Origin of the sequence: Microcoleus sp. K5-D4 (genome assembly GCF_036704575.1) — a bacterium.
Lineage (GTDB): Bacteria > Cyanobacteriota > Cyanobacteriia > Cyanobacteriales > Microcoleaceae > Microcoleus.
Genome location: NZ_JAUBSD010000070.1, coordinates 1 through 24,880, shown reverse-complemented (window position 1 = coordinate 24,880; position 24,880 = coordinate 1). Strand labels below are relative to the sequence as shown.

The 24,880-nt window shown below is 46.7% G+C and carries 20 protein-coding genes and 1 riboswitch; of the genes, 11 read left to right on the top strand and 9 right to left on the bottom strand.

The annotated features are described in order from the left end of the window. Positions 1-180 precede the first annotated feature (180 nt). The 4 genes from QUA77_RS20285 (at position 181) to QUA77_RS20270 (ending at position 4,127) form a co-directional block, all read left to right on the top strand. Positions 181-741 (top strand): Uma2 family endonuclease, encoded by a 561-nt coding sequence (locus tag QUA77_RS20285; protein ID WP_333452097.1) that lies wholly within the window; start codon positions 181-183, stop codon positions 739-741. A 183-nt stretch (positions 742-924) separates the two neighbouring features. Next, entirely contained in the window at positions 925-1,743 is an 819-nt protein-coding gene (locus tag QUA77_RS20280; RefSeq protein WP_333452094.1) for a Uma2 family endonuclease, read from the top strand. 154 nt (positions 1,744-1,897) lie between these two features. Continuing rightward, positions 1,898-1,994: riboswitch (TPP riboswitch) on the top strand. A gap of 7 nt (positions 1,995-2,001) precedes the next feature. Further along, positions 2,002-3,375, top strand: a complete 1,374-nt coding sequence (thiC, locus tag QUA77_RS20275; RefSeq protein WP_333040814.1) for a phosphomethylpyrimidine synthase ThiC — start codon at positions 2,002-2,004, stop codon at positions 3,373-3,375. Between the two features lie 158 nt (positions 3,376-3,533). Continuing rightward, positions 3,534-4,127 carry a Uma2 family endonuclease gene (locus tag QUA77_RS20270; protein ID WP_333452091.1) on the top strand — a complete coding sequence of 198 codons (594 nt, stop codon included), beginning with the start codon at positions 3,534-3,536 and terminating at the stop codon, positions 4,125-4,127. Positions 4,128-4,361: 234 nt separating this feature from the next. Here QUA77_RS20270 and QUA77_RS20265 read toward each other — a convergent pair whose 3' ends face one another. The 4 genes from QUA77_RS20265 to pyrE all read right to left on the bottom strand — a co-directional run bounded on the left by QUA77_RS20265 (position 4,362) and on the right by pyrE (position 8,259). Further along, a complete protein-coding gene (locus tag QUA77_RS20265) occupies positions 4,362-4,814 on the bottom strand; it encodes a hypothetical protein (protein WP_333042588.1) in 453 nt (150 codons plus the stop codon). 352 nt (positions 4,815-5,166) lie between these two features. Continuing rightward, on the bottom strand, positions 5,167-6,453 hold the full coding sequence (gene dcm, locus QUA77_RS20260; protein WP_333452089.1) for a DNA (cytosine-5-)-methyltransferase: 1,287 nt from the start codon (positions 6,451-6,453) through the stop codon (positions 5,167-5,169). 53 nt (positions 6,454-6,506) lie between these two features. Then, a complete protein-coding gene (locus QUA77_RS20255) occupies positions 6,507-7,559 on the bottom strand; it encodes a restriction endonuclease (protein WP_333452087.1) in 1,053 nt (350 codons plus the stop codon). Between the two features lie 124 nt (positions 7,560-7,683). Further along, positions 7,684-8,259: an orotate phosphoribosyltransferase gene (pyrE, locus tag QUA77_RS20250; RefSeq protein ID WP_333452085.1), complete on the bottom strand. Its 576-nt coding sequence runs from the start codon at positions 8,257-8,259 to the stop codon at positions 7,684-7,686. An 84-nt stretch (positions 8,260-8,343) separates the two neighbouring features. Here pyrE and QUA77_RS20245 point away from each other — a divergent pair, with 84 nt between their 5' ends. Continuing rightward, positions 8,344-8,871, top strand: a complete 528-nt coding sequence (locus tag QUA77_RS20245) for a hypothetical protein (RefSeq protein WP_333042583.1) — start codon at positions 8,344-8,346, stop codon at positions 8,869-8,871. 181 nt (positions 8,872-9,052) lie between these two features. Here the strand turns inward: QUA77_RS20245 and QUA77_RS20240 are convergent, their stop codons facing one another. After that, positions 9,053-9,796: a pentapeptide repeat-containing protein gene (locus tag QUA77_RS20240; protein WP_333042580.1), complete on the bottom strand. Its 744-nt coding sequence runs from the start codon at positions 9,794-9,796 to the stop codon at positions 9,053-9,055. Between the two features lie 20 nt (positions 9,797-9,816). Then, positions 9,817-10,461 carry a hypothetical protein gene (locus QUA77_RS20235; protein WP_333042577.1) on the bottom strand — a complete coding sequence of 215 codons (645 nt, stop codon included), beginning with the start codon at positions 10,459-10,461 and terminating at the stop codon, positions 9,817-9,819. A gap of 322 nt (positions 10,462-10,783) precedes the next feature. Between QUA77_RS20235 and QUA77_RS20230 the strand changes: the two genes are divergently transcribed. Beyond that, positions 10,784-11,095: a WGxxGxxG family protein gene (locus QUA77_RS20230; protein WP_333042574.1), complete on the top strand. Its 312-nt coding sequence runs from the start codon at positions 10,784-10,786 to the stop codon at positions 11,093-11,095. 385 nt (positions 11,096-11,480) lie between these two features. On the opposite strand, the gene QUA77_RS20225 is transcribed toward QUA77_RS20230, so the two are convergent. Beyond that, entirely contained in the window at positions 11,481-16,835 is a 5,355-nt protein-coding gene (locus QUA77_RS20225) for a PAS domain S-box protein (protein ID WP_333452082.1), read from the bottom strand. 183 nt (positions 16,836-17,018) lie between these two features. Here QUA77_RS20225 and QUA77_RS20220 point away from each other — a divergent pair, with 183 nt between their 5' ends. Together QUA77_RS20220 and QUA77_RS20215 are read left to right on the top strand one after the other, a co-directional pair. Beyond that, complete coding sequence (locus QUA77_RS20220; RefSeq protein WP_333452080.1) at positions 17,019-17,822, top strand: creatininase family protein; 804 nt, start codon at positions 17,019-17,021, stop codon at positions 17,820-17,822. Positions 17,823-17,903: 81 nt separating this feature from the next. Beyond that, entirely contained in the window at positions 17,904-18,659 is a 756-nt protein-coding gene (locus QUA77_RS20215) for a DUF561 domain-containing protein (RefSeq protein WP_333149087.1), read from the top strand. Positions 18,660-18,949: 290 nt separating this feature from the next. Here the strand turns inward: QUA77_RS20215 and QUA77_RS20210 are convergent, their stop codons facing one another. Then, entirely contained in the window at positions 18,950-19,627 is a 678-nt protein-coding gene (locus tag QUA77_RS20210; protein ID WP_333042566.1) for a calcium-binding protein, read from the bottom strand. 80 nt (positions 19,628-19,707) lie between these two features. On the opposite strand from QUA77_RS20210, the gene QUA77_RS20205 reads away from it, so the two are divergent. From QUA77_RS20205 to dprA, 3 genes are all read left to right on the top strand, one after another. Beyond that, on the top strand, positions 19,708-20,355 hold the full coding sequence (locus tag QUA77_RS20205) for a DUF2301 domain-containing membrane protein (RefSeq protein ID WP_333452078.1): 648 nt from the start codon (positions 19,708-19,710) through the stop codon (positions 20,353-20,355). A gap of 111 nt (positions 20,356-20,466) precedes the next feature. Continuing rightward, on the top strand, positions 20,467-21,120 hold the full coding sequence (locus QUA77_RS20200; protein ID WP_333452076.1) for a YdcF family protein: 654 nt from the start codon (positions 20,467-20,469) through the stop codon (positions 21,118-21,120). A gap of 224 nt (positions 21,121-21,344) precedes the next feature. Continuing rightward, positions 21,345-22,496 (top strand): DNA-processing protein DprA, encoded by a 1,152-nt coding sequence (gene dprA / locus QUA77_RS20195; RefSeq protein WP_333452075.1) that lies wholly within the window; start codon positions 21,345-21,347, stop codon positions 22,494-22,496. A 108-nt stretch (positions 22,497-22,604) separates the two neighbouring features. On the opposite strand, the gene QUA77_RS20190 is transcribed toward dprA, so the two are convergent. Beyond that, positions 22,605-24,880, bottom strand: a 2,276-nt coding sequence (locus QUA77_RS20190) for a Calx-beta domain-containing protein (protein WP_333452073.1), incomplete at its 5' end; no start/stop codon positions are given.

The following is a 24,880-nucleotide window of genomic DNA, read 5'->3' as shown; positions in this document are numbered from 1 at the left end:
AGAGTTGGCGATGAACCATACATACAGTTATTAATCGGTATTTAAACCGACTTGATAGCGGGCATTTAAATGCTTTTTGTCTACGGTTTGTCATCTAAATCTTTCCTCTTTTTTCCGCTCCGTTTGGGGCGTTTTTTTTATGGTAAATTTAGGTAAGCTGCAAACAAGGAGAATAGTTATATGTCTGTTCAGCTTCAAAAACGGTTATTTACAGTAAAAGAATATCATTTGATGACTGAGGCGGGTATTCTCTCCGAGGGCGATCGGGTAGAACTCATAGAAGGAGAGATTGTTAAAATGGCTGCAATTGGTACTCGTCACGCAAGTTCTGTTAAGCGTCTCACCAGGCGCTTCAGCCTCATTCCAGAAGATCGGGCGACTCTGGGTGTCCAAGACCCTATCCAGTTGACTGAGCGGACTGAACCTCAACCGGATGTTGTATTGCTGCAACCTCGCGCTGACTACTACGCCACAGCCCATCCAGTACCGTCTGAAGTTTTGCTGTTAGTTGAGGTTTCAGATAGTACGGTTGATTATGACAGAGATGTGAAAGTATCCATTTACGCTCGATCGCTCATTCAAGAAGTTTGGCTGGTAGATTTAGTGGAAAATTGTTTGGAAGTCTACCGTCAGCCCGGTCCGAAAGGTTATAGTTTAATGCTCAAGTTTTGGCGCGGTCAACAAGTTGCGCCGCTGGCTTTTCCCGAATTGGAAGTGAGCGTTGATTTTATATTGGGTTAATAGAAATTTTTTCTATTATTGAATTTTACTAATTTAGGGGGGAATTCAAATCGCCAAATTTCGGCTTCTACCTTCTACCTGACATCCGTTATATCCGTTACATCCGTTACATCCGTTACAGAATCCGTTGCCTAACTTCCTTCTACTATAATAAGTTTAATTCCTCAAATCAGCGCAAGTGTTATGACTATTGCCAAATCATTTGAATTGGAAGTCACCCATCTCCCAGACCACACTGAACTGCCAGAGTCCGATGGTACTTTTGTGAAAAACTTTCAAGAACTTCCTCAAAGCATTATTCTCACTGATTCACTCCGACCCATTTTGCAACGAATTCATCCTGACGGACGCTATCGCATCGGTCAAGATTGTGGGATTTATTGGCGTTTAACAGACCCTCTCGAACGGGGTGCCGAAGCGCCCGATTGGTTTTATGTGCCGAATGTTCCCCCACTATTAAATGGTGAAGTGCGACGTTCTTATGTATTGTGGAAAGAATACGTTGCACCGCTGATTGTTTTGGAATTTGTGTCGGGCAACGGTGCAGAAGAGCGAGATAGAACGCCGCCGCCCGAACCCGGTCAAGCCGAAGAACAAAAGGTGGGAAAATTTTGGGTTTACGAACAGGCGATTCGCGTACCTTACTACGGCATTTATGAAGTGAAAAAAGCTGCTGTAGAAATGTATCACTTAGAAGACAATTGCTATGAGCGCATGAGTGTAAATGAGCGCGGTCGCTATCCGATTCCTCAGCTTGGAGTTGAGTTGGGAATTTGGCAAGGTGAATATGATGAGATGAATTTACCTTGGTTGCGTTGGTGGGATAGTGAAGGAAATTTGCTGTTAATTGGAGAGGAACGTGCGGCAGAAGAACACCTGCGGGCAGAACGAGAAAGCCTTCGCGCACAACAAGAAAGTCTTCGCGCGGAGGAAGAAAAACAACGCGCCGATCGCCTAGCAGCAAAATTGCGCGAAATGGGGATTAATCCTGATGAGGTGTGATTGTTTTTAGATTGTTAAATGCGGTACGATCGCACTTTTTAAACAGCAGAAATATCAGACGCCCCAAAAGGGCGATCGCTCCCCTCATCTATATCTCAATATTAAGATTTCCTTAGTTGCTGGCGTGGCGCACAGAAATCGGTGATACAATCAACAGCTTAGCTAGGGGTGCCCGAATATCCGGGCTGAGAAAACACCCTTAGAACCTGAGTCTGGGTAATACCAGCGGAGGGAAGCTGTTTATCAAGGAAATTAAATATGCGTACCGAATGGATCGCGAAGCGTCAGGGGCACACCAATGTATCTCAAATGCACTACGCCCGCCAAGGTGTAATTACTGAGGAAATGCACTTTGTTGCTAAGCGAGAAAATCTCCCGCCAGAACTTATCCGCGCCGAAGTAGCGCGGGGACGGATGATTATTCCGGCTAATATCAATCACACGAATTTAGAACCGATGGCGATCGGTATTGCGTCTAAATGCAAAGTCAATGCTAATATCGGTGCATCTCCCAACTCTTCCAATATGGAAGAAGAAGTTGACAAGCTTAAACTAGCAGTGAAATACGGCGCTGATACCGTGATGGACTTGTCCACCGGCGGCGGCAATTTGGATGAAATTCGCACTACGATTATCAAAGCTTCACCGGTGCCGATCGGTACTGTACCAATTTACCAAGCTTTAGAAAGCGTTCACGGTAATATGGAAAGTCTGACGGCGAATGACTTTCTTCACATCATTGACAAACACGCTCAACAAGGTGTTGATTACCAAACAATTCACGCCGGAATTTTGATTGAGCATTTGCCGTTGGTGAGAAATCGGATTACGGGGATTGTCTCTCGCGGCGGCGGCATTTTGGCGCGGTGGATGCTGCATCACCACAAACAAAATCCCCTCTACACTCACTTTAACGACATCATTGAAATCTTCAAAAAATACGATGTTTCGTTTAGTTTGGGAGATTCTCTGCGCCCCGGTTGCACTCACGATGCGTCGGATGATGCTCAATTAGCTGAACTCAAAACTTTGGGACAATTAACTCGCAAAGCTTGGGAACATGACGTGCAGGTAATGGTGGAAGGCCCGGGCCACGTTCCGATGGATCAAATTGAGTTTAATGTCAAGAAACAAATGGAGGAATGTTCCGAAGCACCCTTCTATGTTTTGGGGCCGTTGGTGACAGATATTGCGCCTGGATACGACCACATTACCTCAGCAATTGGGGCGGCGATGGCTGGTTGGTACGGTACTGCAATGCTGTGTTACGTGACGCCGAAGGAACACTTAGGATTGCCGAATGCTGAGGATGTCCGAAACGGGCTGATTGCTTACAAAATCGCGGCTCACGCTGCGGATATTGCACGGGGTCGTCCGGGTGCGCGCGATCGCGATGATGAACTCTCGAAAGCGCGTTACAATTTCGATTGGAACCGTCAATTTGAGCTGTCATTAGATCCAGAACGGGCAAAGGAATATCACGACGAAACTTTGCCAGCGGATATCTACAAAACTGCTGAATTCTGTTCAATGTGCGGGCCTAAGTTCTGTCCGATGCAGACTAAGGTTGATGCCGATGCTTTGACGGAACTAGAGAAGTTTTTGGCTAAGGAACCTGTAGCCCAAAGCTAATAGGATTAATTCGTAGGGTGCTGATAGCGCACCTTACTTAATCCTAAAGCTGTTTCGTTTCTTGGGGGGCGGGCATCCTGCTCGCCCCAAACTATGGTCCTGATGGCGTACTTTACTTAAGGTTATATTAAAAGGAGTTTCCAAAAAGGAGAATTGCGATGTCCGTTCAACTTCAAAAACGCCTTTTTACGGTGAAAGAATATCATTTAATGGGTGAGACAGGGATTCTTTCTGAAGCTGAGCGCGTCGAACTCATTGAAGGAGAAATTATTCAAATGGCTGCTATTGGAACTCGTCACGCAACTGCTGTGAGACGACTTAACCGACTTTTTCACCGATTAGCAGAAGATAGAGTTATTGTTGATGTCCAAAACCCTGTTCAGTTAAGCGAACGTACTGAACCGCAACCTGATGTAGTATTGCTCCAATTTCGCGATGATGATTACGAGACAGCACATCCAGTTCCCTCAGAAGTGTTGCTTTTGGTAGAAGTCGCTGACAGTACAGTGGATAATGACAGAAATGTCAAAATTCCTATTTATGCCCGATCGCTCATTCAAGAGGTTTGGTTGGTTAATTTAGTGGAAAACAGCTTGGAAGTTTACCGCCAGCCAACACCAAACGGTTATAGTTTAATACTAAACTTGTACCCTGGTCAAGAGGTGGCACCGATCGCATTTCCTAATTTTACAGTCAGTGTGGATTTGATATTGAGTGCGGGCGATCGTACTTCCTCAACCGCAGAACAATAAATTTGCTGCTTGATGCTTATTAAACTGCATTTTTCAAAGACCCTTGCTTTGCAGAGGATAAACACTTCTGGATTACTTCTAGACCAACAGCTTCAACTACATTAATACTTAAATAATTACCTAGATATTTATTACCATGCTCTGCCTAGTAACGAGAAATTTTCAATTTGTAGGTGCGTTAACGCCGTGTAACGCACCGCCAGTCTAATGCACCATTTGAGCTAGGTAAAAGATTTACCTGGATATGTTAACTCGCGCTGTCTCTTGGCACTTTGAAAGAATGCGCCGATCGTTTGAGCTAATTGTGCGAATAGAATGCAGATTTGTTAACTGAGTATTGACCTCAACTGTTTGAACTTTTCCGGCTGAGATTGCCTTCCCGTAGAGTGTATTTCCCTGAATTTTACCAGTGAAGCACGCAAAGTCCGATCGCGGCGCGTAGATTGCACCAACGACGCGATCATTCTGGCGTTGAAACACGATATAGTTTTGAAGAACTTGGTTGGGCTGTGGCGAATCTCCGTACAGGTAAATACCATCTGGCAAAGCAGCAACATTAGTCTTAGATGGATTTTGTTGTGCTTGAAGCGGTTGTTGCTGAATCCCAACACCAATTAGTGTCAGAGGACAAATAAAGGCTGTTGCCAGTAGTTTCCATTTCTGTTTAATAGATGCAGGTAAAATCATTACTGCTTCTCCTTGCGCCAGGTCATCTAATCATATTAAAACAGTCTTCTCTAGTTAATACCTCACTCAGGTTATAAATTCGCTCTGCTAAAATCTGCCTATTGGTAGAGACTCTGGAGCTGAAGCTTGCGCTTGCTTAGCACCGAAAACTTTATTTGCCATTGTCCTCCAATTACCTGAGCTGATTTTGCTAAAATTAGAGCGGGCATCGTTTCTAATCCCACCCAATAAAACACCGATCTAAGGTTGATGTCGATGCTTTGACGGAATTAGAGAAGTTTTTGGCCAAGGAACCTGTAGCGCCAAGCTAGTTGCTAGGGTGGGCAGAAACACTCCGCCCACTCTTCCCAATTCACCAGGCGCTAACTTTTTGTTTGGTAGAGCACAAAATATTCTGGATAACTTCTAGAGCAACAGCTTCAACTACATTAATACTTACACTATTACCCAGTTGATGATAAGCTTTATCATCATTAGGATGCAGCATAAAACTATCGGAAAAACCTTGTAACCGCGCGGCCTCGCGGGGAGTAATCCTGCGGACTCGGTTATGATAGTAAACTCCTAATCTATTAGCATCACTGGCAACTATTGTTACAGAAATTTTCTGCGGATCGAGAAATTTATAGACTTCAAAGGAAAAGTTCCCGGATACAGGTTTGTATTGATTGTTGTTCCGTTGCAGGTACTTTTTTGTTACCAAGGAATCCAGCATTTCATCGAGATTGGGATGAGAAAAAAAAGTAGCTATTTGCTCTTTAGTTAATAGCTTGCCATCTTGGTCAGATCCAAATTCTTTATTGCGCCTTTTCAAGATAAAAAGATTCATTAATTCAATTTCGTCTAAACTGCACTCGCCTCGCAAACCCAGTTCCCAAGAATGAATCGAATTGCCACCGCGATAGTCAATTAGCCGCCTACCGTGCAGTCTGCTGAAATCATTGTTAACTATTTGTTTCAAGGCATTAACAAATTCTGGTGAACAATCATATTTTGGATCGGGATTGTCTTCCAAAATATCTGCAACTGTGACAGGTTGACTTAACGGGGAAAAGAACGAGAGCTGTTGATGACTAGAGGAATGCGAATCTTTTGGGCCTACGTCGGTAATTAGCTTAAATTGGGGCGAAGCATTTAAAATTCCTACTAGGTAAACTCGGACGCGGTTCTGAGGTAAACTAAAGTTAGAGCTGTTGAGCAAAAAATAATCGAAGCTGTAACCTCGGCTTTTGATTTCGCCCTTAATAGTTTCGAGGGTTCTGCCGCCGTCGTGGCTGACAAGCCCCCGCACGTTCTCGAAAATAAATGCTTGAGGTTTAAAGGTATCAATTAACCTTGCAATCTCAAAAAATAGGGTGCCTCTGGTGTCTCCAAATCCCTCTTTTTTGCCAGCATAGGAGAAAGACTGACAAGGAAATCCCGCTAGTAAAATTTCATGTTCAGGCAATTTATCAATTAATCGGATGTCGCCTAAAGGTGTGTCGGCAAAGTTTTTCTGGTAAACTAATTGAGCGTCGGGATTGATTTCGCTGCTTAATACGCATTCTGTTTCCAGATTCAAGGAACGAGCGGCGGATTCAAACGCTAATCTCATGCCGCCTATTCCTGAAAATAAATCAATAAAACGGATTTTTGGCATAATAATTTTAGTTAGTTTATATTTTAACACCATTTCTTAAGTATACCATCTCTTTACTCATTGTTAGGCACAAAGTAATCCCTCAAAAAATCGCAAAGTACATTAAGTTCATTGTGGGAAAATGCGACAGTGCAATGACTATACGTACACAAGGTTCTGATTGCATTTTCCCTCTCAAAGTTACCAGCGCCATCAATGACATAAGCCATTTTATAACCTGAATTTTCAATCTGCTCAAATCTAGCTCTTGCTTGTCCAGCTTTACGTTCAATTACGCTATTTGTTGTTACCTGAAAGCTAATCTCTATTGCAACAAACATATCTTCTTTAGCAAGAACCAGATCAAATGTTGTTAGTCCTTTTTCGTTTTCTTGGTCAGTATGTCTAACGCCGGGTAAATGAGCGTTAGGTCTAATATCTATATCTATAACCCCTAAATTATCTTGTAAGTATTCTTTGACAAAGTTTTGAGCGATTTGACCTAAAGTATTGGCTTGTGACCCAGAGGTTATCCGGCTAACCCAGATATATCGTTGTTTAATAAACTTATTTAATTTATCGGGTTGACCTAAGTAATTCCCAATTTCACATTTAGCTAGAACATCAGCGCTTTTTTCATTCAGTGAACTAGCGCCGAACAAAAGAATTGCTATTAAATCTTTATGGGCTAAAGATAGAGATTGATTTTGGAGTATTTTTTTCCCGTCAATCCCGAGTTTATTATTGGTTAGTTGACCTGATGCTGGTAGAAAAGTGAATTGATAAGAGTAAGTTTGCAGGTTCCAAAGGTAATCTAATCTCTTTAATGGAAACATAGAATTAAACTGACTATTCACTCTTTTTATCATTTCTCCACCAAAGTCCGCCAGTACAATTAAATGCTTCAGGAACATATTTGCAGAAAGTGTTGAAGCTTCTACTATTTGAAATAATCCGCTTAACTCCGAAACTGGGACGCTAAGAATAGCAATAAATTGCTCTTGAGTTTCTATCAATTTTGGTATGACACTGAGTTCTGCTTCCTTTTGAGATAAGTCGGAAGGCCAAAACATAGAAGCTAACTCACCGATTTCTTCAACTGTTCTTCTGTAATTTTGAGTTGACATTTTTGGTTTTGTGTGATATTAAGTGCTGTGAGTTTGATGAGATCGCCCGCCCTTCGCGCTATTAAATGTTCGGCGGCGGTTGACGCGATTCTTAAGGGGAGGAGGCTGGCGATCGCACTTTTGCCTATTTTTTGCTAGCCATCCACTTTTGAAGATCATTAATCGTAAAAACTGTTTCAAAGTCCAATCCAACAGAGCGATAAAACTCCGCACCACCTTGCTCCCTGTCAATCAGCGACAACACGCGATCGACTTTATAACCCGCACCTCGCAACCGTTCCACCGCCTGCATCGCCGACTTACCCGTCGTCACCACATCCTCCAAAACCGCCACATTCGTGCCCTCTGGCAACAGCGGCCCCTCAATATACGCCATTGTCCCGTGTCCCTTCGTCTCCTTTCTGACAATTAGCGCCGGAATCGATCGACCTTCCAGAGCCGAAACCACACTCACCGCAGTTACAATCGGGTCAGCACCCAAAGTCAAACCGCCCACAGCTTGCACATCCGACGACAACATCGACAGCAACAAACGTCCCGTTGCCAAAGCACCTTCAGCGTGCAGCGTCACCGGTTTGCAGTTAATGTAATAAGAACTTTTCTGCCCCGAAGACAGCACAAAATCGCCTTCACGATAGGCAAACTCGCACAACAAATCTAGAAGTCGATCGTGCAACACCTTTAAATCCGCAGCATTCATAACTCACACCGTGTAAAAAACACAAATAATCCGTCGATAATCAGTTTATATTGGAATCGGAATTAATTAAGGAGGCCCAAATATATGAGTCAAAAGTTAAAAAGCCTGAGCGGCGCGTTGATTCTCGCTGTCGCCTCTGCCGCAATGGCATCCGTCAAACCAGCTCAAGCACAAACAGAGCGATTTCACCCGATTGCTGACGACTTCAACCGACAATACTTTGAAGCTTCAGGAGACTTTTACCACAACGTCAGCTTGCAAGGTTACTTGGGCGACTATTTAGGCATCGGTTCCCCCAGCGGCGTCGTTGCCTTTCCCGAAAAAGAAATTGAGCGGGATGCTAGTCGCGTCAACGGATTCTACCGCCGAGTCATGCAGCGGCAAGTTTCCAGCGATCCGATTCTCCGCGTCCCAGATGCCGTCAATCCCTTCGATGCCTCAGTCATGGCACTCCCTGCTGCTTGCCAGCTAGGACCTCAACCAAGCGGCTGTTTCCCTACTCCCGCCGGACTCCAAGATCAGTTTACACTTCCAACACAGCAGGAAGGTTCACCGACTGATGCAGGGCCCGTTAGAGGACTTTATCAAGTATCGCCCCCTGGCCAAAATTAATCGATCGACAGTTGCGAGTTTTGAGCCGAGGCGGGTTTACTCAATCTCTGATTTTTATTCAAGAGAAAGCCTCAACCCGCCGCAAAAGCTCATATTTTGGCAATCCTTTGGGTAAACGCGCAACTGACTTTTTTGTAACTATTGCGGTTATTTTACAGGAATAAATATTATCCAATATTTATCAAACAATGCTGCCGTCAGGCATGATTGTTCCTTTCAAAATAGCTTCGCCCAGATTAGCTCCCCCCAATTTCGCTCCCCTGAGATTTGCCCCGGTCAAATTCGCCCCTCTCAAATCAGCTTTGCCAAGGTTTGCCCACCGGAAATCTGCCGCGCTCAACTCTGCAAAACTGAGATTTGCCCTAAAAAGATATGCTGCAGTGAAGTGAGCTTCCGCGAGGTTAGCTTTAGAGAAATTGGCTGCATAGCAATGTGCTTCAATCAATTCGGCTTGAGTGAGATTGCCTTGACTGAGATTAGCAAAATTGAGGTTCGCGCCCATCGCATTAACTCCAGACATCACCGCACCGATTAAATTCGCATCACCGAAATCGGTTTGTTGGAGATTAGCAGCGGTGAGGTCAGATCCAATTAAATTAGCACCGCTCAAATCAGCTCCCTTGAGGTCGGCCGCTCGGAGGTTAGTTCCAGTTAAATTAGCTTTAATTAAATTAGTTTCGAGCAGTTGCGCTCCCGCAAGATTTGCTAAACTAAAATTAGATTCGGCAAGGTTTGCCGAAATTAATTTAGCCTTAAACAAGTCTGTTTTAAAAAGGTTAGATCGCCAAAGATGCGCGCCTCTGAGATTTGCTTCCGCGAGGTTAGCTTCGCTGAGATCCGGTTCTATATTTGGGTTGAGACTTCTCCATTCAATCCAAGTAACTGCACCTTTTTTTAACAGCGCTAAATGCTGTGTATTTGCCATAATTGCATCTCCTTTAACGGCTATTCCTTGCGACCAAAAATTGTTGGATTTTCTCGACCAGTCACGTTTTCCACCGCCGCAATTGCTGCCTGGGAACCTGCTATAATATCTCGTTCTGCGCCGCCGAGGTAAAGCCGTCCGAAACTGCCTACAGCCTGAACCTCTAAGATGTTAATAGATGCGCCTTTTTCTGCTTCATTGGCCGCCAGCGCTGCATAAGCAGCGGGTTCTACTTCTAAAACGTAAAGCGTTTGTCCCGCAAGCAGCAACTGTCCGCGGCGGGTGCGGTTGATTAATTGTGTTTGGTGAGGGTCAATGTTGCGAATAATTTGACTGGAAATCACTCGCGGTTTGATACCTTCTTCTCTGCGAACTCCCATAAATTCTAGAATTGCTTTGCCTGCTGCCCGCGTTTCCCCCTGCTGACCCGAGTGTACTTCCAGAAGGCCGTACAAGCGTTCGACTATTTGCACTCCCGGGCGCACGGAGGCAGATTTGAGGGCGACATCGGTAATTCGGTTAATTTCGATACCGGGGGAGATTTCTATCCACAGCGACGCATCCCCTGGCAGCGGCAAGAATCCGGCGGCGATGGTGCCGATGTATGCTGCGTGCTGTGGCTGCAAGTTGTCTAGAAATACGTAGCTGCGTAGCTCTATACCCAAAAGTTTTTATCTCCGTCGATCGAGTTTAAACACTTATCTGTGCAATATCTGAGTTTACCTTTTTTTGTCAACAACACCTTGTCTATTGTCGAGAGTGCCGGAGTGCCTCACAACCGAGTCAGGTGTCAGACCCGCGATTTCTAGTGCTGGAGTGCCTCTGCGAGCAATCTTTAATTTTGTGCGCCTGCTAAAAATTTGATATCAATCTCTAGTTATAGGTGGAACATAACCATCTTTACTGCTAGAGGTGGATTTAACTTTAAAAGCCAATCGATATAGTTTTGATAGTTAAAGATTTTAGCCAACAGAGAGCATTTGAATTATGAAACGTTCTGATTTATCCAAAGCAATCGGTGCAGGTATTATAGCTGCTGGGTTAGCCCTAGCACCAGCTCATCTGCCTGCTTCAGCTCAGACAGATACAACTGGCGGTACTAACAACACTACAACCACCACCACTCCTCGCTCCGATGTCTACAATGCTGAGACCGATCGCGATTTTGATTGGGGATGGTTGGGATTGCTAGGCTTGTCTGGTTTGTTGGGCTTGATTCCCCGCAAACGCGAAGAAAATGTCCGCTATACAACTACAACGAGTGATCGAGAGCCCGCTGTGCGTAGTGACTACCGCTAAGAATTGAGTCTTAGGGCTGTGGGCATCATGCAGGGACAGGATGTTTTAACCTGTCCGGTCAGCACCAATAATCATCAAAAAACCTCCATCTGTGAGGTTTTTTTGTTTGAGATGATGCGCGATCGAACGACGATTAAATTGGTTACATCTGACCTATTGCACCGTTTTCATGAACGGGCTTTCCGCCCTGTTCCACAAAGAGTGAATTGTCTTGTGGGCCGTTGCTCCTAGCCAGCTAATAAAATCATTATTGAGAATGGTGCAATATTTCAGATATAACAGGACTTGAGATTATTAACATCTTCTTTTTTTCTTCCTTTATTCCTTCGCCTTCTTTACGCCTTCACGGTTCATGAAATAGAGACTTTTCAGACACAAAAAGACCTTAAAAAATATTTTCGCCCGATCGATCAAGTACCTCCCCAATCGCCTGCACCAACTTGTCGGGGTCTAAAGGCTTAGAAATGTGGCGCTGGAACCCCGCAGCCAGGGCCTGCTGATAGTCAATCTCTCCAGCATAAGCTGTGAGGGCGATCGCCGGAATCCGTCCCCCTTTGTCGGGCGCCAGAGCCCGAACCTGTCGCATCAACATATAACCGTCGGTGTCGGGCATTCCAATATCGCTCAACAGCAAATCCGGCACAGACTCAGTTAAAACCGCCAAGGCATCGGCGGCGCTAGCAACTGCTGTAACACTTGCCCCACAATCCTCAAGCAGAAAAACCACTAAATCTAGCGCATCGGCGTCATCATCCACCGCTAACACGCTGATACCGCTCAAATTCAAGGATTGATCCGGTGCCGCAGTTCCCGCAGGACTTGTCTGAGATGGCACCGGCATCAGAGGTATCCTGACGGTCAAGGTTGCACCTTTTCCTTCGCCTGGACTGTCGGATTTCACCGTGCCGCCGTGGAGTTCGACGAGATGGCGGACGATCGCCAATCCTAAACCCAAACCGCCAAACTTGCGCGTCATCGAGCTGTCAGCTTGTCGGAAGTAGTCGAATACATAGGGCAGAAAATCAGGTTCGATACCTTTTCCCGTATCAGTTACAGTAATTTGGGCCTTGGTGTCCACCCGATCGAGAACGACTTCAATTTTGCCTCCCGGCGGGGTGAACTTGACGGCATTTGACAGCAAATTCCAGACTACCTGCTGAAGTTTGCCCGCATCGCCCAACACCGGGCCGAGATTCGGTGCAAATTGAGTGCTGATTTGAATCGACTTAACTTCGGCCGCCAGACGCACCGTTTCAATAGCAGCGCCGATCACCCCAACTAAATCCACAGGTGCAATATTCAAGCTGACCTTACCTTGCAGAATCCCCGACACATCGAGCAAATCTTCGATAAGCTGGGTTTGCAGTTTGGCGTTGCGCTCGATCGTCTCTAAGGCATAACGCTGCTTTTCCGGTGTCAGAACGTTCGATTGAAGCAGCTTCGCCCAGCCCATAATCGGGTTTAAGGGAGTCCGCAATTCGTGGGACAAAACAGCCAAAAATTCGTCTTTGACGCGGTTAGCCTGTTCTGCTTCTTCCCGCGCTGCCTTTTCCCGTGCTAGAAGGCGTTCCCGTTCCGCTTCTGCAACTTTTCGATCGGTAATATCAGTGTTGGTGCCACACCAGCGCAGCACCTTGCCTCCATCGTCGCGAATTGGCACAGCGCGGGAGAGAAACCAGCGGTACGATCCGTCTTTGCCGCGCAAGGGGAAAGTATCTTCCCAGAGTTCGGCTGTTTCAAGGCAGCGCCTAAATTTTTCGACAACGCGATCGAGGTGTTCCGGGTGGTGCACCAGTTGCCAGCCCCAGCCTCGCATTTCTTCTAGGGTTGTGCCGGTGTAGTCAAACCACCGCTGGTTGTACCAGAAAATCCCCCCAGTAGCATCTGTCATCCAGGCCAACTGAGCGATGTTGTCAGCTAGAGCGCGGAACCGAGCCTCGCTTTCGTGCAGCTCATGCAGGGCTCGCGCGTGCAGGATCACCGTCCAGAGGCGAGCCACCACTTCTTGCATCAGCCAAACTTCATCGGGCCGCCAGTGCCGAACCACCTTTGATGCCACCAACAAAAGAGCCACCCAGCGGCCTTCCTGAAGGCAGGGAACATCGACCAAAGCGCGAATCGACACGGCACCGTAGTTATCGACCAAATGCGCTGTATAGGGGTGAGTAGCGATATCTGAGATGACAACAGTTTGACCTGCGATAGAGAGAGCTTTAAGTTCTGGCATCTTAAAGTCTGAGATTTTATAGATGCCGACGGTGCTGGCAAGGTCGGACTGGTGCCAGTCTTGCTCGACAATTGCCCGATCGGCTTCTAGATCGATTTCGTGCCATATACAGCGATCGACTTTTAAATATTCTCCTAGACTTTTCATGGCTTCCCACAACATTTCTGCGGGGTTGATGCGCTGCCGCAAGCGGACTTCGAGATCCGAGAGAAACTGCTCGTTGAGTTGGGCTTGTTTGCGATCGTGAATATCGGTATTCGTGCCGATCCACTCGACAATGTGGCCCCCCGCGCCGCGAATTGGCACGGCGCGGGACAAATGCCAGCGTTCCATTTGGTCTACTGCCCGCCGCAGGCGCAGCTCAATTTGATAAACTTCTCCGGTGATTAGACATTCTTTCCAGCGGGCCCAAGATTCTGCCAAATCCGAGGGCGGCACCAGGGACTCCCAATTGTTTTGAGCGGCTTCCTCGTAAGACATTCCCAGATATTCCGACCACTTTTGTTGATTGGTAAAACGAATTTCGCCGGCGGAGTCTACGTTCCAAATCAGGTGGGGCAACGACTCAGCCAGAAAACGGAAGCGGCGATCGCTTTCTGCTAAGCTTTCTTCTGCTCGTTTGCGATCGTCAATATCAATCCCGATTCCCGCCCATTGCACCACCTGTCCCTTCCTGTCTTTGACGGGCACAAGTCGCGCTAGATGCCAGCGGTAGGTGTTGTCAAACCTACGCACCCGACACTCAAATTCGTAGGCTTCCCCTGCTTCAATCGCCTTGGTGCGCGTGCCGACAACTGTTGGCAGATCATCAGGATGAAATAATTGCAGCACCGGTGCAGCCAGCGGCAATTCTGCTGGCCTGATGCCCGTGTAGCTTTGCCAGTGCTGGTTGCAAAACTCTAACCTGCCGTCGGCGGTATTGATCCACATTAATTGCGGGACGCCATCGGCGAGGGTGCGGTAGCGATTTTCGCTTTGCCGCAGTGCTTCTTCTATTTGCCGGCGCTCGGTTTTGTCCTGCATGATTTTCAGGAAACCTTGCACTTCGCCTCCTGCGTCGCGCAGGGGCATCACCAGTCCGCTGCCCCAAAAGCGGCTGCCGTCTTTGCGGACGTGCCAGCGCTCGTTTACTGCCTTTCCCTGAGTCAGCGCGAGGTGCATTTCTAGTTCCGGCTTTCCGGCTGCAGAGTCTTCTGGGGTGAAGATGATTCGTCCGTGCTGCCCTACGATTTCAGCTTCGGAATAGCCCAGCAATCTCTCTGCGCCTGCGTTCCAATTGGTAAGGTGTCCACCGAGATCCTGGGTGAAGATGGCGTAGTCTTTGGCGCTGTCGAGAATAAACTGCAGGTGGGTTTCACGATCGCGCAGTTCTGCTTCTGTTTGCTTGCGCTGGGTAATGTTGCTGGTGAAGCCGACTATTTTGGTCACTTCACCTTGCTGGTTGCGGATCAAACAGCCGCGTTCCCAAACATCGATCCAGCGCCGATCTTCGTGCCGGACTCGGTACTCGACTTCGTAGCGCTCGGCACTTAAGATTGATTGCTCCTCGGCTTGGATGCGCGCCAAATCGACGGGATGGATGCGTTCTCTCCACCACTCTGGTGTTGCGGGTGCATCCTCTGGGCAGACACCGACGATCGAGTACAGTCCCTCGGAACGGTAAACGGAGTTTGCTGCCAAATCCCACTCAAAAACCAGGCCGTCGATCGCCCTTGTAGCTAATTGGAAACGGTTGTAGCTTTCTTGCAAGGCGAGTTCGGCCATTTTGCGAGCGGTAATTTCCTGTACCACGATATGAATCCCGACAATCTCTCCGCCCCTGTCTCTGAGCGGCCACCAATTCTGGAGCCAAGTGCGAATAACAGTGGGTTGAGCCCTGGTTGCACCGGTGAGTTCAAAATTCCGGATCGGTTCTCCGGTGTCTAGAAGGTGGCGCAACAAAGGTTCGGCTGTGTCTGCCCAGTCGGGGACAATTTCTCGCAGGGTATGGCCGATGTGCATTTCTACGGCCAAGCCGTTCATTTGGGCAAACCGTTGGTTGATCCGCACGAACCGCAAATCTATGTCTAAAACCGCCAAACCCACGGGAGTTGTTTGGTAGAGCGACTCTATCTCTAGAAGTTGACGGCGCACGGTTTGCTCGCTCTGTTGTAGGGCGAGTTCGGCTTTTTTGCGATCGGTAGCATCAAATAATACTCCGATAAACCGCACTGCTTCGCCTGCCGCGTCGTAGAGATAGCGCCCGAACGCGCTCAACCAGCGGATTTCTCCGTTGTCGGCGCGGATGATGCGGTATTCGGGGGAGTAGAGCGATCGCGTTTCCCGAGCTGTTTTGGCTGCTTGCATGACTTGCTTTAAGTCGTCTGGATGCACGCACTTTTGCCACACAGCCGCGCTTGCTTCGCTGCCTGGTACCGGTTCGCAGCCCAAAATGCTGAAATGGGTCGCCGACCAAATTACTCGGTTTGTTCGCACGTCAAAATCCCAGGTTGCCATGCCTGAGCCTTCGATGGCGACGCTCAAACGTTCTGCGCTTTGTTTCAAGGCAATTTCAGTTTGTTTGCGATCGCTGATATCTGTCAGGGAACCTACGGCCCGCAGGGGATTGCCTGACTCGTCCCAAATTGCTCGCCCTCTGGCTAAAACCCATTTGTAGCGCCCGTCGGAACAGCGAACGCGGTACTCGCAGCAGTAATGTGAGGTTTCTCGATGCAAGTGCTGCTGCCAATTGCTTTGCATTATCTCCAAATCATCGGGATGAATGTAGCTCAAAAATTGGCTGAAGTTTTTGACTTCTTCGGGCCCGCGTTCCAAAATCTCTAAAAAGCGATCGCTCACTACACAGCAATTGGTTTGCAGGTTGTGATCCCAAATCCCGTCGTTGTTGCCCTGCAAGGCTAGCTGCCAGCGTTCTTCGCTTTCTCGCAAAGCTTCTTTTGTTCGATTGGCGCGATCGATTTGTACGGCGGCAACGGCAAAGTCTGCTAGGGCGATCGCGATCTGCAAGTCTTCGGCATCGAATTGGCGATCGGAATCGTGAGATACAATCCATATTGCCCCCAGCGATTGATTTTCTGCTTGCAGTGGCACGACTAATGCTTCGGCGATCGGCAATTCTAGCTGTTGCAAGTCGGTAAAATCTTTTTCTGGAGCGAAGTAAAGCTGAGGAGTTTGGCGATCGATCGGGGTTCCGGACAAACGCAATTTGCGGGGTGTGTTTCTATGTTCTACTGATTCCCACGCTCCTGCCAAGGCTTCCCAGCGAAATATTTGTTCGGAAGTTGCATTTTCTTCCAGCAAGCAGACTCCGACGCTTCCTGCGTCGCACAAATCTTTAGCGATCGCAACCAGGGTTTTGAGCAGCCTGTGCGGTGAGGTTGCCAATTGTCGAGCCAGCGTTTGCAGCGCTCGGTTTTCTGCTTTTTGATCGTGCGATCGAGGGAGGCGGTGCGACAGTTCATCGGCGATCGGAATGTCGGTTAAATTAGTTTGTGGGGTTTGCCAAGCTTCCATCAATTAGTCATCTCTACGTCTTTCGCTCTGAGCTGGCGAGCGTCTATCACCACGCTGTTAAAGCATCTGCTATATTTCTATATTATCTACCCACATACAGAATATGTGAGCTATCTTGGAAATTACTTTTTAGTTTTCAGGCTAGTTGATTGCCTTGGTTGCCTCTCCTCTTGCCGCCACAATATGCACAATTTTATTCCCGCATCGCGCTTTTTTCCATATCTGACTTGGACTGAAATTCAGTCTATGCCGGATAAGGAAAATACTGTGATAATTCTGCCGCTAGGTGCGCTCGAACAGCACGGCCCCCATTTGCCTTTAATTGTAGATGCGGCAATTAGCGCGGCAGTTACAGGCCAAGCCCTGGCAAAGTTAGACGCAAATATTCCCGCATATGCTTTGCCACCTTTGTACTATGGCAAGTCTAACGAACACTGCCATTTTCCCGGTACAATTATGCTCAGTGCTCAGACAATTTTAGCAGTAATCAGTGAAATTGCAGACAGTATTTATCAAGCTGGATTTCGGAAATTAGTGTTAATGAATGGTCACGGCGGACAGCCACAGGTAATGGAAATTGCGGCGCGGGATCTCCATCAAAAATATCAAGATTTTTCGGTTTTTCCGCTGTTTGTGTGGCGGGTTCCGAATGTGGCTGCTGAATTATTGAGCGCCAAGGAGTTGGAGTTTGGGATTCACGCGGGTGATGCAGAAACGAGTTTGATGTTGTCAATTTTACCCGAACAGGTGAAAATGGAACTGGCTGTTTGCGAGTACCCGCAGGGTTTACCAACAGACAGTTTGCTGAGTATGGAAGGGAATTTGCCTTTTGCTTGGCTGACGCGAGAGTTGACTGAAAGTGGTGTATTGGGCGATGCGACGGTGGCGACGAAAGAAAAGGGAGCTCGTATTCTCGAATCTCTCTCTGACGGCTGGGCACAAGTTATCAAAGATGTTTACAAATTTCGACAGCCGCGTAGTAATTAAAAATTAAGAATTAAAAATCAAAAATTGTTCTAATTCGTGTCAAAATGAGTCTAAGAAATTTTTTGAGTTGGAAAACTAACGATGAGTGTAAATTCTAAATTGCAGCGCGCTTTTGAGCAAGGTCGCGCCCTGAAAATTATCAGCGGTTTAAATAATTTTGATGCCGCCAACGTTGCTGCTGTCGTCAAAGCAGCGGATCTCGGCGGTGCTTCCTTTGTCGATATTGCTGCCGATCGAGATTTGGTATTGATGGCAAAACAGTTGACAAATTTGCCAATTTGTGTATCGGCTGTGGAACCTGAAAAGTTTGTGCCTGCGGTAGAAGCTGGCGCTGATTTGATTGAAATTGGTAACTTTGATGCTTTCTACGCAGTAGGCCGCCGCTTTGAAGCTGAGGAAGTTTTGCAGTTGACTCGCGAAACTCGATCGCTATTTCCAAACATCACTCTTTCTGTGACAGTTCCCCACATTTTGGCACTCGACAAACAAGTGCAGTTAGCAATTGAATTAGTCAAAGCTGGGGCTAATATCATCCAAACCGAAGGTGGCACCAGCGCTCAACCAATTCACGCTGGCACCTTGGGATTAATTGAAAAAGCAGCGCCTACTTTGGCAGCAGCCTTTGAAATTTCCCGCGCCGTATCCGTCCCCGTACTCTGCGCTTCCGGTATCTCCAGCGTCACCGCACCGCTCGCTATTGGAGCCGGTGCTGCGGGTGTTGGTGTCGGTTCTGCTGTTAGCCAACTTAATAGTGAAGTGGCGATGATTGCGGCTGTTCGCAGTTTGGTTGAAGCTTTGGCTTTGGTTTCGCGATCGCACTTGCCAGCTTCCATTTAATTAATAAGGAAGTTCGGCAACGGATTCGCTTTCTTCGGATGTAACGGATGTTAGGGAGAAGAGAGAAGGAAGTTGGGCAACGGATTCGCTTTCTTCGGATGTTAGTAAGAAGGAAGAAGGAAGTTCGGCAACGAGCAATGTACGGGATGTAACGGATGTCAGGAAGAAGGAAGAAGGAAGATTTTTCCCATCCCCCACTCTCCCACTCTCCCACTCTCCCCTTCTGCCCTTCTCCCTTCTCCCACTCTTCCCCTCTTCCCCTCCCCACTTTTCCACTTTTCCACTCTTGCTTAATAATTGAGAAACCACACGGCATAATCATCTAATAACTGATTGTTGCGGGAGATTACATCAACTGATTCTAACTCTGATAAAGGCAACATAAACTTTTGGCGATCGCCGACGCGCTGCACTTCCACAAATATGCCTTCTTCCTGAACCACCAAATCCTCCAACCGATTAATTGTGAATCTATCAGTATAAGAAGGTTGAGTTTTTTTGAGCCGTGCATATTCTTTTTTGCTGCCAGAACCCATTGTATATTCTTCTTCCCATTCAAACTCTTCTATGCCGGTAACGTGGCACGGTAGTTGAATATTTTGCTTGATGTAATCTAGATATTTGACTGAATTTTTTAGGCTGAAATCAATATTTTTTGAACCCAAAATCTTGCTAATTTTAGTTTCAAATTGCTTGGCATTAAATGGGATATTTTCCTCGATATGCGCTAAAATTTCTGGATCGAACCCCGATCTCAATTCGGATAATTCCTCAAGCAGGCGCTGGAAGTCGTTTACCGGTTTGGGTCTTCTGCCTGCTACAATGGTTTCATCAAGCTGAACTGGAGGAAGGTCGGATTGTGAAGAAAGGGATTTGCTTTGATCTGGGCGATCGTCAAATTTAGATTGGTTAACTTTAGACTTGTTAACTTTAGGCTGGTTAAGTTTAGGCTTGTTAAATTTAGGCATCGCTCGGTCTCGCTGGCTCGGTTTATCAATAAAGTATATCTTGACAGAAGTACATTCGTGTCTGATAGGAGGAAGCTATTATGCAACTACTGAAATCACCTGATGAATCGCCAGTCTATCAAGGACAATTCGGCGAATTTACGATTACTCAAAACGATCGCACGGGAGTGTTGATTTACCGCGCCGGATTGGGGGTGGCGGCGCTGTGTTTTGCGATCGGCACTACTCTGGTTCTACAACAGGGCGACAACCCGATGGCAATCCAAGCTGTAACGCCTGTTTTTGCTTGTTTCTGGATAGCTTTAGGCGTCAGCTTGGCAACTATTCACATTTACATGATTGCGCTGCATCGAACACTACAGGTGTTTTGGGCGATCGGCGGCGCGGCAGCATTGTTTGTTGCCCTACAAAGCAGCCAACCTCTAGCTTTAGCAGTGTACGAACATCCAGCCACGTTGTGGGGAATTGGCTTTACTTTTGCCGCCTTAAATGGCATTTATTTTAAGGAAGCATTCTGCTTTAATCGCCTAGAAACCAAGTTTTTGACTCCCGGAGTTCCTCTTTTAATTTTAGGACATATTTTCGGCTTTTTGTCAGCAGAAAATGAACAGTTTTTGCTTGCTATTTGGGCGGCTTTGTTTATCATCTTTGCTGTACGCAAGTTTTTTCAACCGATGCCGCAGGATATCGGGGATAAAAGCGTTTTTGAGTATCTGAAACACAAATAATTTGGGAATGCGGCATGGGGCATAGGGAATTGGACACTTTTACTGATCCCTTTCCCTTTCATCCGTTACATCCGTTACATAATCCGTTGCCGAACTTCCTTATGCTCTAAAATGAGAATTCGTTTAATCCGTCGTCGAGAAATCTGGGCAATTACTAGGGAAGGTTGGGTAATTGCAAGCGCGGGGTTGATAATTTTAATGCTCTTAATTATTACAAATATCCATCCATTTTTGGCTGCAAATGCGCCGATTAAAGCAGATATATTGGTTGTCGAAGGCTGGTTGCCGGATTATGCGATCGAAAGTGCGATCGCTGAATTCAAAAAAGGTGAATACCGCCAATTAATTACCACAGGAGTTCCTTTAAGTAAAGGCTACTATCTGGCTGAATATAAAAATTATGCGGAACTGACGGCAGCGACTTGTATTGCGCTAGGATTTGATAAAAACCAATTAGTAGCAGTACCCGCCGCTAATGTATTGAAACACCGCACGGCTGCTTCTGCGATCGCACTTCGGGATTGGTTTTCTACTTCAGGTTTAAAAGTTAACTCAATTAATCTTTATTCCTTTGGCCCTCACGCTCGCAGAAGTTGGATTGTATTTAAAGAAGTGCTGAATCCTGAGATTAAAGTCGGCATTATAGCGGCGGAACCGCAAGATTACAATTCCCAAGAATGGTGGAAATCTAGCGAAGGTTTTCGGACGGTAATCGGAGAAATTATTGCTTATATTTATGCCCGTTTTGTAGATTGGAAAACCTAGCCAGTAATTGTCAACATCCCTCTTAATTTCCTTCGCGTTCTTAGCGCCTTAGCGGTTCGTAAAAAAAATTATATAGCAGTTTTACATCCGTGTAAATACACGACACGGCAGTGCCGTTTCCCTACCCGGGCATCTGTGGAAATACAGAACACGGTAGTGCCCTTTCCCTACTATATTCAACCGAAGATGATAAAATTATTCTCAGATAAGTTGAGGGCAACTCGTTGGTAGAAGAACGCGCTTACTGGTTAGCATGGTCGCAAATTAACGGTATTGGGCCGATTTTGTTGCAAAGATTGCAGCAAAATTTCAATAGTTTGGCAGAAGCTTGGACGGCAAAATCAGTAGATTTAATGCGAATCGAAGGGTTTGGCAAGCAGATAATTGAAACCATTGTGCAAGAACGCACTAAACTCAATCCCGAAGAATTTATCGAAAAACATCTTATAAAAAATCCCTATTTTTGGACGCCCGCAGATCCAGATTATCCGCGCTTATTATTGGAAATTCCCAATCCGCCACCAGTGTTGTATTATCGCGGTTTAGTTGATGTAAAAGAGAATCAAGGAATTACGCCGACGGTGGCAATGGTTGGTACTCGCAGCCCTTCGGAATACGGCAGAAGGTGGGCTCGCAAAATTAGTACGGCTTTGGCTAGAAGCGGTTTTACTGTGGTTTCGGGATTGGCTGCGGGCATTGATACAGAGGCTCATACAGGCTGTTTGGAGGCGGGAGGAAGGACTTTTGCAGTGGTGGGGACAGGAGTAGATATTGTATATCCTAAACAAAATGAGAGGTTGTGCGATCGCCTTTTGCAGCAGGGATTGGTAATTAGTGAATATCCGGCGGGTACTCAACCGAATAAAACTAATTTTCCCCGCCGAAATCGCATAATTGCTGGCTTAAGCCGCGCTACAATCGTGATAGAAGCTCCGCATAAATCTGGTGCTTTAATTACTGCTTATCAAGCGAATGATTTTTGCCGGGATGTGTATGTTTTGACGGGCAGATTGGATGATGAGCGTTCTTTTGGATGTTTGGAGTTGCTGAGTAAAGGTGCTCATCCAATTCTGCCAAATAGCGATCGAATGTTAAGCGAAGACAGGTTGTTGGAAATGCTCGGAGCTATGCCAAAATTGGATAGACCCGAGCAGTTGTCGCTATTTCCCCCAAATCCGAAGGTTGAGAAGCAAGGGCCGCTGTTGGAGCCGGAATTGGCTAAGGTGTTAAGTGCGATCGTATCTGGGCCGATTTCTTTTGATACAATTGTGGAAGCAGCGGGATTGGAAGCGGGAAAAGTTTCTAGTATACTTTTGCAGTTGGAATTGTTGGGATTAGTTTCGCAGTTACCAGGAATGCGATATCAGCGATGTTGATGTGAAAAGTTAGGTTAAAGCGGGTTTTATCCCCTTGATTATTCGGCGGTTTCAACCGCCGAGTGAATATGGCCAGGGGATAAGGGATTGCTCCCCCGGCGCTCAATCTCAAAGCAACCCGAAATTAACGGCACTAATATTGCTAGCCGAAACACCACTGAGAGAAGCTAAAATCTCCCCTGTTTGTGCCAACCGGATTAATGTCGCGCCGCTATCTTGAGCAATCGCCAATTGCGAGAAACTCAACCCGTTACCCAATACTAACAAGTCTTTACCGACTTCAAAATCAGTAATCGTATCAGTACCGGAATTGGTAGAGAGTAAGAACTTATCTACTCCCATTCCTCCTATCAAACTATCAATTCCCAAACCGCCCGTCAGCAGATCATCGCCCTTACCTCCGTAAAGAATATCATTACCATCATCGCCATTCACAATGTCAGCACCGCGGCCGGCAAGCAAGGCATCATCACCGCTACTTCCCAGGATTGTATCGCTACCTTTGCCACCGAAAACAGTGTCATTTCCCAGACTTCCGTCGAGGGAATCATTGCCCCTCATCCCCATCAACACATTATTCGCGCTGTCGCCCGTCAGGATATCGTCGCCATTTGTACCGAGAATTGCATTGGGGGAATTGCTGCCCAAATCAGCATCACCGCTGACAACAGGAGTGGCAATCCCAACAGGTAATACTACAGCTTCAATTCTGCTATCTAAAGCAGTACCAGTATTGTCAGCAACTACCTGGGAAATTGGTTTATTTCCGGTACCAACTTCTTTGAATTCTTGAGTGGTTGGGCCCAAGGCTACTTGTTGGAGGCGGGCAAGTGATTCAGGAATTGATGTTCCTGTTGGGTTGGAGACAGCCGCATCAATGCGCTGATTGGCTGTTGCCATTACTGTCGCGGATTGCGATGTAATTTGGCTGACTGTTTGACTGTTGAAACTGGGGTCTATTTGCTGGATTTTAGCGGCAGCTTGCTGAATGATTGGTTCTAAGGCTGCGGCATTGCTGAGGTTTAAGACTGTACCAGATTGAATTTGAGCCGTAATTGAACTGACAACAGCTTTGACAATATCGGTATTGACTGCACTGGAAGCACCGTCAATCAAAGCGCTGGTTTGAGTGATGAAGTTTTGGACTTTCACCATTGCGGATAAGACTTGGACTCCGCCTGGTATGTTGTTGTTGGTGGCTGCTATTGGATCTAAGCTAGTTAGGTCAACTTCAGCGGGGAGTCCAAGGGCGGCTTTGACTAAAGATTGGGCTTCTTCGGGTGCAATTCCTTTGTCGATTAAGTCGGCGATTAAGGTGGTTAGGAGGGTGACTACACTCGCATCTGGGGGTGCGGTGACTGGTGTTTCTAGGGGTAAGCCGGTGGCGGTGTCAATGCCTCCTATGGCTACTAGATTGCCTTCTGATGGGTCGATTTCTCCGTTTTTGTTGGTATCGAATGTCTCGAAGGGGATGTTGAGATTAAACTCACCGCTGCTGTTAGTTGTGGTGGATGGTTCGTTGGTATCGAGGACGCCGTTTTTGTTGGCGTCTAGGAAGAGAGTAGCACCGGAGATATAACCGTCAATTACGATGCCCTCAATGGCATTGAATCGCAGGTTAAATTCGTCGCTGACACTGGCACCGGCATTGTCCGTTGCTGTCACCTTAATTGGGAAAATGGTGTTTGAGAAGGCTTTTGCCGCATCGAAATTCACGCTAAAGGTCCGCGTATTCGGGTCGAACTTAAGCCAATCGGGTGGAATGATGGTGCCGGTATTGGGGTCGAAGGTCAGCCCGGGGGGGAGGAAGTTCGGGTTTAGATTTATCGAGTACGAGTAAGTGAGGCTGTCACCTGGATCGGGATCAGTAAACGTGTCTGGAGCAAGAGTGAAATTGAAGTTGCCGCGGGGATTGGAACGAAGTTGATTGCTGATGAGATTATACCGCTCCGGCGCGCGGTTGTAGAGTATAGATTCAGCATCGATAATTTTCAGACTGGCAGTGTTTTGGGTGCCAATAATGGAATTATCCCGATTGGTGATCCGAAATGCAATTTCTTCTGTTCCCTCCAGTTGAGCATCCGGAACAACGTCAATTGTGAAAGTTTTGCTATTTTCGCCTGGGTTAAATGTGAGTTCAGGAAAGAAATTGGGCGGAACGATCCAATCTGTTCCGTAAGTGGCTGAACCAGTAGGAGGTTCTAGGTACACCCTGGAAAAGCTGTCTATATTCCCCCCTGTGCGAGTGAGGGTAATTTGTTTCTGAACGATTCCTGTGCGACTTTCATTGACTTTGTAAGTAGCTTCGGAAAAATTAATTGTAGGAGGCCCCTCAGCATCGAAAATTTGCAAAGTGGCAGTGTTTTGGGTGCCGATATTGACAT